Origin of the sequence: Paenibacillus contaminans, from assembly GCF_003285015.1 — a bacterium.
Classification (GTDB): Bacteria; Bacillota; Bacilli; order Paenibacillales; family NBRC-103111; genus Paenibacillus_V; species Paenibacillus_V contaminans.
Genome location: NZ_QMFB01000026.1, coordinates 94,070 through 106,233 on the forward strand (window position 1 = coordinate 94,070; position 12,164 = coordinate 106,233).

General features: G+C 53.3%; 13 protein-coding genes. 7 read left to right on the forward strand and 6 right to left on the reverse strand.

The window, feature by feature from the left end:
* Positions 1-20: 20 nt before the first annotated feature.
* Together DQG23_RS31590 and DQG23_RS31595 are read right to left on the reverse strand one after the other, a co-directional pair.
* Positions 21-725: a DUF2225 domain-containing protein gene (locus tag DQG23_RS31590; RefSeq protein ID WP_113035022.1), complete on the reverse strand. Its 705-nt coding sequence runs from the start codon at positions 723-725 to the stop codon at positions 21-23.
* A 60-nt stretch (positions 726-785) separates the two neighbouring features.
* Entirely contained in the window at positions 786-1,184 is a 399-nt protein-coding gene (locus tag DQG23_RS31595; protein WP_113035023.1) for a globin domain-containing protein, read from the reverse strand.
* A 170-nt stretch (positions 1,185-1,354) separates the two neighbouring features.
* On the opposite strand from DQG23_RS31595, the gene ylbJ reads away from it, so the two are divergent.
* The 4 genes from ylbJ (at position 1,355) to DQG23_RS31615 (ending at position 4,909) form a co-directional block, all read left to right on the forward strand.
* Positions 1,355-2,629, forward strand: coding sequence for a sporulation integral membrane protein YlbJ (gene ylbJ / locus DQG23_RS31600; protein ID WP_113035024.1), 1,275 nt, complete (start codon positions 1,355-1,357; stop codon positions 2,627-2,629).
* A gap of 127 nt (positions 2,630-2,756) precedes the next feature.
* Entirely contained in the window at positions 2,757-3,434 is a 678-nt protein-coding gene (locus DQG23_RS31605; RefSeq protein WP_113035025.1) for a PilZ domain-containing protein, read from the forward strand.
* A 111-nt stretch (positions 3,435-3,545) separates the two neighbouring features.
* Positions 3,546-4,355 (forward strand): NAD kinase, encoded by an 810-nt coding sequence (locus DQG23_RS31610; protein ID WP_113035026.1) that lies wholly within the window; start codon positions 3,546-3,548, stop codon positions 4,353-4,355.
* A gap of 134 nt (positions 4,356-4,489) precedes the next feature.
* On the forward strand, positions 4,490-4,909 hold the full coding sequence (locus DQG23_RS31615) for a GNAT family N-acetyltransferase (protein ID WP_113035027.1): 420 nt from the start codon (positions 4,490-4,492) through the stop codon (positions 4,907-4,909).
* A 154-nt stretch (positions 4,910-5,063) separates the two neighbouring features.
* Here DQG23_RS31615 and DQG23_RS31620 read toward each other — a convergent pair whose 3' ends face one another.
* From DQG23_RS31620 to lipA, 4 genes are all read right to left on the reverse strand, one after another.
* Positions 5,064-5,369: a hypothetical protein gene (locus DQG23_RS31620; protein WP_113035028.1), complete on the reverse strand. Its 306-nt coding sequence runs from the start codon at positions 5,367-5,369 to the stop codon at positions 5,064-5,066.
* A 347-nt stretch (positions 5,370-5,716) separates the two neighbouring features.
* Entirely contained in the window at positions 5,717-6,742 is a 1,026-nt protein-coding gene (locus tag DQG23_RS31625) for an efflux RND transporter periplasmic adaptor subunit (RefSeq protein WP_158560795.1), read from the reverse strand.
* Positions 6,743-6,755: 13 nt separating this feature from the next.
* Positions 6,756-7,580: a YutD family protein gene (locus tag DQG23_RS31630; RefSeq protein ID WP_113035030.1), complete on the reverse strand. Its 825-nt coding sequence runs from the start codon at positions 7,578-7,580 to the stop codon at positions 6,756-6,758.
* Between the two features lie 574 nt (positions 7,581-8,154).
* Positions 8,155-9,036, reverse strand: coding sequence for a lipoyl synthase (gene lipA, locus DQG23_RS31635; RefSeq protein ID WP_113035031.1), 882 nt, complete (start codon positions 9,034-9,036; stop codon positions 8,155-8,157).
* 508 nt (positions 9,037-9,544) lie between these two features.
* On the opposite strand from lipA, the gene larE reads away from it, so the two are divergent.
* From larE to larC, 3 genes are all read left to right on the forward strand, one after another.
* Complete coding sequence (gene larE / locus DQG23_RS31645; protein ID WP_113035033.1) at positions 9,545-10,402, forward strand: ATP-dependent sacrificial sulfur transferase LarE; 858 nt, start codon at positions 9,545-9,547, stop codon at positions 10,400-10,402.
* Entirely contained in the window at positions 10,399-11,175 is a 777-nt protein-coding gene (gene larB / locus DQG23_RS31650; protein WP_113035034.1) for a nickel pincer cofactor biosynthesis protein LarB, read from the forward strand. Before larE ends, larB begins: the two co-directional genes overlap by 4 nt.
* Positions 11,176-11,207: 32 nt before the next feature.
* The coding region (larC, locus tag DQG23_RS31655) for a nickel pincer cofactor biosynthesis protein LarC (RefSeq protein WP_113035058.1) at positions 11,208-12,164 on the forward strand (957 nt) is incomplete at its 3' end.

A 12,164-nucleotide genomic window follows, 5' to 3' on the forward strand; every position in this document is an offset into this window, starting at 1 on the left:
ATGGAAACCTATCCGTAAGGCTATTTTTGCTGCTTCATTTCCTCCGGCAGATCGATCTGCGCAGCGAGCATCTCTTCGCGCGTAATGGCCCATTGCTCGCGGCTGGCGCGAATCATGCCGGAATCCATAATTTTCTTGTCGTTGATCACTTTGCCGAACCATTTGACCGCATCCTGATAACGGCCTGTCCGCCGGCTCAGCTCCCCTATCAAATACATGAGCCTGGCATTGTTCACATCCGCGCCTTCCGTCTCGTAAACCTTAACGTAAGCGTTCAAGGCATGTTCCAAAAATCGCCGCTCCTGCTCCGCATCTTCCTTCTCCCGCCAAAGCCAAGCGATATGATGAAGCATGCCTGCAATAATCCGGTCCTTCTCCTGCTTAATCTGCGCGCATAACAGCGCCAGCTTGAACGTCTGCATCGCCTCGTCCCAGCCGCGTTTGCCGCCGTAATCCCTCATCGACCAATTGATTCTAACCCGTTCCTCGAATGTCTTCCGGTGCGAAGCGACGAACCGGTCGGAGAAATTCTCCGTGCTGGCGAACCCGCAAACGGGACATACCCGAACCACGTAATAATCCGGATTCACTTCTTTATATCTTAAATAAAAATCCGTATCGCTGCCGCTTGCTTTTTTGAAGCTTGGCCGAACGCGCGACGTTTCAAAAACGCTTTCGCAATACATGCAAGTTACTTTCGTCTGGAATAAAGGGTCGAGTGACATCTGCCAGCATCCTTTCGCGCAAACCGGAAATTATACAGTGTTTATTCAGGATTATGCAGATTATTCGGTCGTATCGTCTTCCGTATTGACGAAATGGTAGGCAGGACCTTGCAGTCGTTCGAGCACTACCCGACGCAGCGTCGGATCGAGACCGATCTCTTCCAGCGCGGCGCCCATGCAGCTCAGCCATGCATTCGCACGCTTCGGAGTGATCGGAAACGGCATATGCCGCCCGCGCATCATCGGATGGCCGTACATATCCGAGAACAGCGAAGGCCCGCCGAAAAATTGCGTCAGAAACATAAACTGCTTCTCCATGACCGGCATAATGTCTTCCGGAAATAACGGTCCCAGGTCGGGATGTGCCTGCACCCTCGGATAGAATGCTTCTACGATACGGCGAATCGTCCGTTCTCCGCCGATCGCTTCATATATAGTGGTATGATTCGTTTCGCTCATAGGATCATTCTCCTGCTTTAGAATCGTTGAAAAGCACAGTACATTTTTACTACGCCTATTCGTATTGTAGCATAAAGCGTCATGGATGTCCTTGTTCATTCATATTCATGAAGTGTAGTCTGTCCTGCGGAAAGCTGTATCCAAACGCGCACGGACAGCCGGGAGGTACCATGATGCGCTTGAAGCCGTTTCATATCCTTGCGCTGGCTCTGCTTGCGATAGGCTTGTTCATGATCGTTTACCCTGCGGAGGGAACAGCCGCTGCAATGAGGGGTATTGTCATATGGTGGGACGTGTTGTTTCCGGCACTATTCCCGTTTTTGGTCATAGCCGAGATGATGCTCGGCCTCGGCCTTGTGCATTTTATCGGCATGCTGTTAGATCCGCTTATGAGGCCTTTGTTTCGCGTCCCCGGTATCGGCGGATTCGTAATGGCTATGGGCTTTGCATCCGGCTACCCGGTCGCCGCCCGTCTCACTTCCCAATTATGGGATCAGAAGCTGGTCAATCGCGAAGAAGGAGAACGCCTGGTCGCCTTCGCGACGACATCCGATCCCATCTTTATGATCGGCGCCGTATCCGTCGGATTTTTTCACGATGTCCGGCTGGCCGTCGTGCTCGCTTCCGCTCATTACGGCAGCGCCGTGCTGCTTGGTTTACTTATGCGGTTTCACGGCAGAGACAAGAAGGCCGGATATGAAGCCGCCGCAAGATCGGCAATCGTCGGACGTAAGCGGTCGAAAACGAGTCCCTCTCTGCTCAAACGCGCTCTCCATGCCATGCACGAGGCTAGACTTCGTGACGGACGCGCATTAGGCACGATGCTGAATCAAGCTGTCAAAATCGCCATTCAGCTCATTATGGTCATCGGCGGGTTAGTCGTATTTTTCTCCGTCGTGCTGGAAGCGATGCGCATTACTCACCTTATGGAGTACGTCTCAATCGCGATCGGTTCTTTGCTCGGACTGTTCGGTTTGCCCCAGCCTTTGGCGGCTGCCATCATCAACGGCATGTTCGAAGTTACGCTTGGAGCGAAAGCTGCCGGCGCGGGAGGCGCCGCCATTCCCTTGGCTTATAAAGCAGCGGTTTGCGCATTCGTGCTATCCTGGGCCGGTTTATCCGTACATGCTCAAATCGTCAGCTTGCTCTACCGAACTCCTTTTCGCTATACACCTTTCGCTTTAGCCCGAGTCCTGCACGGCTTCCTGTCGGCCGGGGCCGTCCTACTGCTGTGGGATTGGCTCAAGCCCGCTCAAGCTCCGGATCTGACGGCGTTCGCTCCTTTTGCAAAAACCGCGAGCCCTTCCCTTCTCGGATGGGGTGCTTCGCTGCCTGCCTCGCTGCTGCTGTTGGCGGCAATATGCGCCGGACTTCTCGCTCTTGCAATCGGTGTTGCCACCTTCAAAAGGATTCGCAGCCTGATCGGCAAACATTTCTTTTCCTGACCCTGTCATAATATATAGGTGCTTCTCAGCTTGCGAAACGCGATATAGCATTGTTTTCTAAAACTTTATTGTTTATTATAAAATTAGTCCATCCGACGGATGGAAACTCCAACAACCTGGTGATCCTATGAAATGGAACGACGTTCTTAAGCAAGATATGGTCATACCCGAAACCGACTGCCAGCTGATTATCGTCGGCGAGACGAAAGAGGGCGGGCCTTTCTGCTACGAAGATAGCTTTCGCATCGAGAAGGTGACCGAAACGCAGCTAACGGTCGGCTTCGATATTCGTGCGCAAAATCCGTTTGACCGATTGGAGCATGTCACCTTCGTAGAATACTCGTTCCGCGAGCGCGGCGTCCAATTTTACTCATTCGTTCAACTGCTCAACCTGGAAACGCGCAAAAACAAATGCATACTGACGCTAACCGCGCCGGATGAGATGCATCTTTTTCAAAACCGCAGGTATAGCCGGATTACGCTGCCCGCCAAAACGCCGGTAATGTGCAAAATCGTCGGCATACGTACCAATTCGGCGAAGCACGGGATCGCCTTCTCGGGCAATATGCTGGATCTATGTGCGGGAGGCATGGCATTCGTCACGAATTCACGCATGTTTAAATCGCTCTTTTTAGAGGCTTCCTTTCATCTGCCCGATATTGAAGAGAAATTTTCCGTTTCGGGCGAGGTGATCCGCGTCACGCCGTACAGCATCGACTCCTACCGCGTAGCCGTTGAATTCCGCGATACGCCGAAAGAGCTGCTGCAGTGCATTGACGAGTATTGCGTTAACCGTGGGAATTAGCTTAAGCTTAGGACAAGCCTGCCGCCATGAAAGGTATCATTCAGCGGTGGTTATTTTTCCGGCATTCGTACATCACATCACTTGGCCCCGAGACAGAGGAGGATTTCCGTTTTGAACTATTACGTAGTGGATCGCGGCGACGAAGCGTCTCTGCGGCTAGCCGAACATTTTCACAAGCTCGCTTCGAAGCACGGGATGATACTTGACGAGGGGAAGCCGGATATCGTTCTCTCGATCGGCGGCGACGGCACGATGCTGCATGCGTTTCATAAATTCATCAAGCAGATCGATCATATCGCTTTCGTCGGTATTCACACGGGACACCTCGGTTTTTTTGCCGACTGGAAGCCCGATGAGATCGAGCATCTTATGGCGCTTATCATTCAGCCGGCTCCGGCGAGCAAGCTGAAGATCGTTCAATACCCGCTGCTCGACATATTGATTACAACCGAGAACGGTACGGAATCCCACTTGGCGCTTAATGAATTCACGCTGAAGGGCGTCGAAAAGATGCTTGTGGCCCAGCTTAACATCAACGACGAAATGTTCGAAATGTTCCGCGGCGACGGTATTTGTATCTCCACGCCTTCGGGCAGTACCGCTTATAATAAGAGCTTGGGCGGCGCGCTGCTGCATCCGGCCATCGAAGCGATACAGATCGCGGAGATCGCCTCGATCAACAACCGCGTTTACCGGACGCTCGGCTCTCCGATGATTTTGCCGAAGCATCATCATTGCGATATTTATCCGAAGGGACACCATCAGTTCGTATTGTCGGTTGACCATAACCTTTCGCTCCGCAACGACGTCGTTTCCGTCCGCACGATGGTCTCGACGCAAAAAGTCCGGTTCGCCCGCTACCGCCCCTTTCCGTTCTGGGATCGTGTCCGCGAAGCGTTCATCGGATTCGAGGAAAAATAACAAGCAAGCAGGCATCCCCTGCTTGTTTTTTTATAGGCGTTTTCTACCACTCGAAAACCGGTGCAGTATGGTAAGGTAGTGGCATGACCTGGCTCGTGCCGGGCGAATGTCGGAAGAACGGAGCGAAATGAAGGATGGAACTATCCATTACGAACGATCTGAGCGCCGAAGATAAAGCGTATGTAAGAAACAAGTTGATCGAGTTTAATTACAGGCATTTTCCCGATGAGTTAAAGAGCAGGTATCAAGAACTGAGTTTGTTTTTGAAGAACGAATGCGGACAAATATACGGCGGGATCGTCGGCGAAATATGCTGGAACTGGCTCGAGGTGCATTATTTGTTCGTCGATGAGGAGCTTCGTCATCTCGGTTATGGCACAAAGCTTCTGTCTGAAGCCGAACGTATCGCCAAAGCGAAAAAATGCGATTTCATCAAGCTCGATACGTTAAGCTTTCAAGCATTGGATTTTTACCTGAAGCAAGGGTTCGAGGTATACGGAACGATACCGAATGCCGGCGGCTTTACGCACTACTATTTGAAGAAGGATATTTGAGCTGAGCCGGAGGAGTGGCGCCATGCTTGCCGCAGCAATTTTCCGCAAAGCAAAAAATCCGGAAGCATATCTGCGTTCCGGATCGGGGTTACAGCGGTCTGCGGCTGACAGCCGATACGTATATCCACATGGGAGCTGCGCGGAGCAGAATGGTTTAGTACGTTCTTCCGTACGTCTCCTTCTTGGCCGCGTCGATCAGCAGCAGAAGAGCCGAAATAAGATGCATGATCATCCCGACAAAAGGAATCCATGCGATGCATGAAGTAATGATGCCCACAATGCTTCCCGTTTTGCCGGACTTCTCGTTGACCGAGATGACCAGCGTAACGATGTGCAGAACAAGCATGATTATAAGCGGGACCCACGAAAGAGAGATCACGATCAGGCCGCCCAGGAAAGGGATGCCCAATATCGCTTCCATCACCCCGGTAATCCACTTCATCAGCTTCGATGTCGACATTTGCGTTCGCCTCCTTGCTAATTGCTTATGGTATCAACCATTAGCATATGTAGGAAAAGCCGCTCTATGCCGGCAACCGCTAAAATTATGCGCAAGCCTGGTAAAGGGCTGCCGAGCTGCTCTTCCCGCTAAACAGCTGCATTCTCGCCGACGGCTTTCAGCGACATTCCGTCGGCGTTACTCCGCAATGGATTTGAAGATGTGATTGAAGAACGGCAAGATTGAAAACGAACTTCATCCAAAATCCGATTACCGATTCCGATAGGCCAAGAAGGTTTCCGGCTATATGGATTGTAATGGCGCACTACGAAAAAAGGGCTGCACTGTATGAGGCAACCCTTTTGCTATTACCGGTTCATGATGATCTGCTGACCCTCGGCAAGCCCTTTCTTGATTTCAACCTCCGTCGATGTCACAAGACCTTTGACAACGTCGACCTCCTTGCGGTTCTCTCCTTCGATAATATGCACGAAGTCCCGCCCCTGGTAAGAGCGCAGCGCCACCCTCGGAATTTTGACGACGTCGTTTTTTTCGGCCAGCACTAGCTTGAAATGCACGTTATCGCCGAATGCGAAGTCAGACGATACGGAATCAAACTCGAAAAGCAGCGTGCGGGCGTTTTGATCGGCAACGGCTTGATCCAGCGTAAACGGTGCAGACGAAGGGCTTTGCTTAACGACGCCCGTAACCGTTTGGTCCCGAACCGTCAGTTCGACCGGCATGCCTTTCTCGATTTCGGTCAGGTTCGTCAGGGAACCCTGCGGAGTTGAATAACGAACTTGCAGAGCCCCCTCATTCGCTATACCGACGACATCCTGATAAGCGACCGCTCTATCGCCCGGGCGAAGGAAATCGACGAATGTGACGACCCCGTCTATCGGAGCGATCAGCTTCAGCTTTTCTTTACGCGCTTCCATGCCCGCAAGACGCATCTCCTCAATCTGCACGTTCATTACGGCGATTTTGGTTTCGTCGGCTGAATCGCCGCTTCGAACCTTGTCCATCTCCACTCTAACGGCTTCCAACGCCAGTTGCTGCTTTTTCAGATCGAGCTCCAGCGATTGCGGATCAAGCGTCATCAGCACGTCGCCCTTCTTCACGCGGTCGCCGGCTTTGACCTGTACCGATGCGATTTTGCCGTCAATCGTATATTTTACAAACTCGGTGTTAGCCGGCACGATAACGCCTGTACCATGGATCTCGTTAGAAAGATGGCCTTTGCTTACCTCCAACAATTCAACCTTGTCCTTGACCGGCGGCAGCAGTTCAGGCTTCGCCTCTTCATGTACCGGAATCAATCCGCATCCGGACATAAGCAGCATGGCTGCCAATATCGTTCCCGCTTTCGTTCCGTTTCTCCGCTTCTTCCCCACTGCGTCGCCTCCGTTAAGGTCGGCCGGTCGTGCTGTTAGGCTGTGGCTGCTGGCCGCGTTGTTGATGCTTGCCGCCCGGCTGGCCGGGCCCCGATTGACCGCGAGACATTTGCTGCTTCGACCCGTTCGCATGCTGCTTGCCTGACGAATGCTGCTCTTTCCCTTGCTGAAACTTCGGCTTCGCCGATTGATGCTCTCTGCCGGAGTGACCTTTATGCGAGCGCTCCTGGCGCTCGTGGTGCTGCTGATGGCGCTCACGCGGCTCTTTGTGCTCGCGCGGTTCGCGGACATGCTCGCGATGCGTTTCCTTCGGCTCTCTCTGAGCCGCGCGCTGATGATGTCTTTCGTCCCTGATATGCTCGCGCGGGGCGTCTCTGCCTTCCCTCTCGGGATTATCTTTCAAGCGCTCCGGGTCCTGGTTCTCCCGCGGCTCCTTCGTCCCTCTGCTGTTCCATTCCCGCGGAACGATTCCTTCTTGCGGCTCCTGCAGCTCGTCCGAGCCATTGCCGCCGTTTTGAAGCGGATGCTCGGCGAGCAGCTCGCCGTTCGCTTGACGGGCGTTTTTGACGTTCAGCTTCTCGATAATGAAATAAGCGCAGCCGAAGTTGCAATATTCGTTCAAATAATCCTGAACCGTCGAAATCGAGAAATCCTTGCTGCCCTTCGCATTCGACTCTTTGAAAAATCCGCGCAGCCTCAGCTGATTGTAGCCCCAATCGCCGACGACGTAATCATATCGTTCCAGCACGTCGCTGTACCGCTCGCGAAATGCCTCTAAATTCCAGCCATCCTTATTTTCGGCCAGCAGCTCGTACGTATTGCCACCAACATGATACAAATGCTATCCCCCCATTCTCAACCCCATAAAGTGAAGTGATGCTCCGATGCTTATTCCGAGTACTTTACGGGGAGCCCCGATTACCCCATAAAGTGAAGTGATGCTCCGATGCTTATTCCGAGTACTTTACGGGGAGCCCCGGTTACCCCATAAAGTGAAGTGACGCTCCGATGCTTATTCCGAATACTTTACGGGGAGCCCCGATTACCCCATAAAGTGAAGTGATGCTTCGAGGCTTATTCCGAGTACTTTACGGGGAGCCCCGATTACCCTGTAAAGTGAAGCGTAAGCTCGCCTCTAACTGGAAATCCTACAGCTAAATTTGCTCAAAACAGCTAAAAAATGCATTTAACGGGAATTTCTCCAGTTAATTTCGTTCCATTTCGCCCGTATTGAAGGTTTTCGCTAATTTACATGCAGAAAATCCATCTATTTATCAAATGAGGCACGAAACTAGAAAAATAGATGCACTTTTTCCATCTATATGCCCTAGAGATGCGCACGGTACTAGCTGAGCACTGCTTGCCCGATGCCCGATGACCAATCCGAGCGCTCAAATCCGCGCTTCCTACCGCTAAACGAGCGTCTCGACCGCCGATTTCACCTGCTCATGCGCATGGTATGAGCTGCGTACGAGCGGGCCGGATTCCACGTGGCTGAAGCCGCGTTTCATGCCCTCGGCCTTGAGCTCCGCGAACTGCTCCGGCGTGTAATATTGCTTTACGACCAGATGCTGCAGCGAAGGCTGCAAATATTGGCCGATCGTCATAATATTTACGTCGACGGCACGCAAATCGTCCATCGTTTGCAAAATTTCTTCCCATGTTTCCCCAACGCCGAGCATGATGCTGGACTTCGTCGGGATGGCCGGCGCCATCTCCTTGGAGCGTTGCAGCAGCTCGAGCGAGCGGCGGTATTTGGCTTTCGAGCGGACGCGGTCCGACATCCGTTCCACCGTTTCGATATTATGATTCAAAATATCCGGCTTCGCGTCAAGCACCTTTCGCAGCGATTCCGCGTCGCCCATAAAATCGGGGATCAGCACCTCTACCCCGCACATCGGCATCTTCCGGCGAATCGCCCGAATCGTTTCGGCAAAAATTCCCGCTCCGCCGTCGGCCAAATCGTCCCTCGCAACCGACGTCACGACACAATGCCGCAGCCCCATCTGCTCCGCCGCTTCCGCAACGCGTTCCGGCTCTTGCAGGTCGAGCTCGGTCGGGAGCCCTGTTTTGACTGCGCAAAACCGGCATGCCCTCGTACATATATCGCCTAAAATCATAAACGTCGCCGTTCTATTCGCCCAGCACTCGTGAATGTTCGGACATTTGGCTTCCTCGCACACGGTATGGAGCGTCTTGGAACGCATCATCTGTTTGATTTCCGTAAAATTCTCATCCGTCGTCAGCTTGATCTTCAGCCATTCCGGCTTCCGGCCGCTCCGTTCTCTTGGCATCCCTGGAACCCGCTTTCTGCGTAGATTGGTCATTCCGTCTTTCCCGCTATTATAGCACGAAAATGGAACCAAGGATAAATGGCTGTGCCGTCCTTTTGGACGAGCGTGTTTACCGGGAATTGGAACAATCAGCGGAAAGATAAACCGCCACGTCTTCTTGTTGACAAGCGCGTTTACCGGGATATCGAACGAACAGCCAAGGTTATACGTTCAGAGATATCAGCCAGACCTTATTTTTCCGGAAAGAACGAGCGGCGCAATCATGAAAACTTGAAGGGCCGGCTTGTTATCCGTTACGTTTATCTCCATATTACACTGAGCCTAATTGAAATAATCGGATGACGTTGTTTGAAAAGGTGTGATTTTGTTCGATTTCAAAGCCAAATATGGTACACTGAATAGCATAGATAACGTGTGCATAGAAATCGATGTCTTTGTGCGCGGCATTTTACACATACAACCAAAACGGTTGAAAATATCAGTCACAATCGGCGAGGAGGCGGCTTACATGGAACTGGAACAAATACCGGCAGCCGTCCGGGAGAAGGATGAGCGGCTAGGCGCCATTTTGCGGGAAATGGGGCGCGTAATGGTCGCGTTTTCGGGAGGCGTGGACAGCTCGTTCGTGCTCAAAAGGGCTCAACAGGAGCTCGGGGATCAGGTGCTCGCGGTTATTGCGGCATCGGAGACGTTCCCAACACGCGAATTTGACGCGGCGGTAAAGCTCGCGGAAGAGCTGGGCGTCCGCATTCATAAAACGGAAGTGAAGGAATTCGAGAACGCCGATTTCGTGGCCAACAACCCGGACCGCTGCTACCACTGCAAAACGGGATTGTACGCCCATCTGCAAACGCTCGCCCGCGAGCTCGGTTATTCCTATTTGCTCGACGGCTCCAACGTGGACGATCTCGGCGATTACCGGCCCGGCCTTCAGGCCAAAAACGAGCAAGGCGTCCGCAGTACGCTGCAAGAAGCCGGCTTCGTCAAAACGGAAATACGCCAGCTGGCCAAGGAACTCGGGCTGCCTGTCTGGGATAAGCCGTCGTTCGCTTGTTTATCGTCGCGCATCCCCTACGGCACCAAAATCGAAAAATATAAAATCGATCAGCTTGACGAAGGCGAAGCTTTTCTCATTTCGCTCGGCCTCCTTCAGGTTCGCGTCAGGCATCATGACAAAATCGCCCGGATTGAAGTTATGCCGGAGGAAATTAATAAGGTGCTGGAGCATCGCGAGCTCATTTTCGAGAAATTCACCTCGCTTGGCTTTACGTATGTCACGCTGGATTTGGCCGGTTATCGGACGGGAAGCATGAATGAAGTGCTAAGCCAGTCGACGAAGCAGAAAGTGAAGGACGCGTCTTTATGATGGATCTTGAACAGCTATTGCAAAAAGTTCAAAGCGGTGAACTGCAAATAGACGAAGCCAAAAAACATATGCAGCCGCTGCTCTCCTCCGGCATCGCCGACCTCGGCTTCGCGCAGGTCGATACGGAACGCGAGAAACGGACCGGCTTTCCGGAGGTCATTTTCGGCGAAGGCAAAACGACGGAGCAAATTACCGCGATCTTCGCCAAGCTGATGGAGCATGCCGACCGGGTACTGGCGACACGCGTCGATGCGGATAAAGCGGAGAAGGTCATCGCGCAGCTGAGCGGCGTAACCTATCATGCGACGGCCCGTGCCCTGACCTGGTTCAAAAAGCCGATCCTGCACGTAAAAAGCGGCTATATAGCGGTCGTCTGCGCCGGAACTTCCGATCTGCCGGTAGCGGAGGAAGCCGCTCTGACCGCGGAATGCATGGGGTCGCACGTCGAGCGCGTGTACGACGTCGGCGTAGCCGGCATTCACCGGCTTTTCAAGCGGCTGCCCGTCATTCGCGGCGCAAGCGCCATCGTTGTCGCGGCAGGCATGGAAGGCGCGCTGGCCAGCGTGCTCGGCGGCCTGGTGTCCAAGCCGATCGTCGCCGTCCCGACCAGCATCGGCTACGGCGCAAGCTTCCAAGGTATGGCCGCGCTTCTTGCCATGCTGAACAGCTGCGCGCCCGGTGTCACCGTCGTTAATATCGACAACGGCTTCGGGGCAGGGTACGCAGCAGGCATCATTCACAAGAACATCGCCGATCAAGCGGCGTCGAAATAAGCTTGCCATTTTAGCCAAGAAGGATGGGAAACATGAAAATCGTTTATTTTGACTGTTTTTCGGGGATTAGTGGTGATATGACTCTGGCTGCGCTTGTCGACGCCGGGGCGGACCGCGAATATGTGGAGAACGAGCTTGCGAAGATACGCATCGAACCGTTTGCGCTCGAATGGAAACGCGTGAACAAAAGCGGCATATCCGCGCTAAAAATGGACGTCGTGATCGAGCCGGGCTCGGCTCCCTCGCATCACCGCCATTACACGGATATCGTTAAGCTTATAGAAGGTGCAGGCTTCAGCGAACGCGTCGTTACGCTTAGCTTGGCGATCTTCCGCAATATCGGCATCGCGGAAGCGAAAATCCACGGTATTCCTGTGGATAAGGTTCATTTCCATGAAGTCGGCGCTATCGATTCGATCGTCGACATCGTCGGCGTCGCGCTGGCGCTCGATTCCATAGGGGCCGACAAAATCGTTTGCGCCCCCGTCCCCCTCGGATCGGGAACCGTTCGTTGCGATCACGGCATTTACCCGGTCCCTGCTCCGGCTACACTGGAAATGATGAAGGGATTGCCGATTGCGCCGTCCTCACACCGCGTGGAGCTGACTACGCCGACCGGCGCAGGCATCGCAGCGGGTATTGTCGACGAGTTTTCAAGCGCCCTTCCGCCGATGATCGTCGAATCGATCGGCTACGGCGCCGGTACCCGCGACTTGCCGAGCCAGCCGAACGTGCTTCGCATCGTTATCGGTCACACCGACCCGCATTTGGCAAAGTGCACGCCTCCCTTGATCCACATGGGACATGAAACCCGGCATGAGCATGAGCATCACCACCATCACAAGCACGAGCACCATGGACACAGTCACTCGCATGATCACGAGCATGAGCATCACGGGCACAGCCACTCGCATGATCACAAGCACGATGATCACGGGCACAGCCATTCGCAGGATCATAAGCACGATGATCACGGGCACAGCCATTCG

Excerpts from the sequence above, each read along its gene's own strand:
- DQG23_RS31615 (WP_113035027.1), top strand. The coding sequence starts at position 4,490 with ATGGAACTATCCATTACGAACGATCTGAGCGCCGAAGATAAAGCGTAT.
- larE (WP_113035033.1), top strand. The coding sequence starts at position 9,545 with ATGGAACTGGAACAAATACCGGCAGCCGTCCGGGAGAAGGATGAGCGG.
- DQG23_RS31605 (WP_113035025.1), top strand. The coding sequence starts at position 2,757 with ATGAAATGGAACGACGTTCTTAAGCAAGATATGGTCATACCCGAAACC.
- DQG23_RS31620 (WP_113035028.1), bottom strand. The coding sequence starts at position 5,369 with ATGTCGACATCGAAGCTGATGAAGTGGATTACCGGGGTGATGGAAGCG.
- lipA (WP_113035031.1), bottom strand. The coding sequence starts at position 9,036 with ATGCCAAGAGAACGGAGCGGCCGGAAGCCGGAATGGCTGAAGATCAAG.
- larB (WP_113035034.1), top strand. The coding sequence starts at position 10,399 with ATGATGGATCTTGAACAGCTATTGCAAAAAGTTCAAAGCGGTGAACTG.
- ylbJ (WP_113035024.1), top strand. The coding sequence starts at position 1,355 with ATGATGCGCTTGAAGCCGTTTCATATCCTTGCGCTGGCTCTGCTTGCG.
- DQG23_RS31595 (WP_113035023.1), bottom strand. The coding sequence starts at position 1,184 with ATGAGCGAAACGAATCATACCACTATATATGAAGCGATCGGCGGAGAA.
- DQG23_RS31590 (WP_113035022.1), bottom strand. The coding sequence starts at position 725 with ATGTCACTCGACCCTTTATTCCAGACGAAAGTAACTTGCATGTATTGC.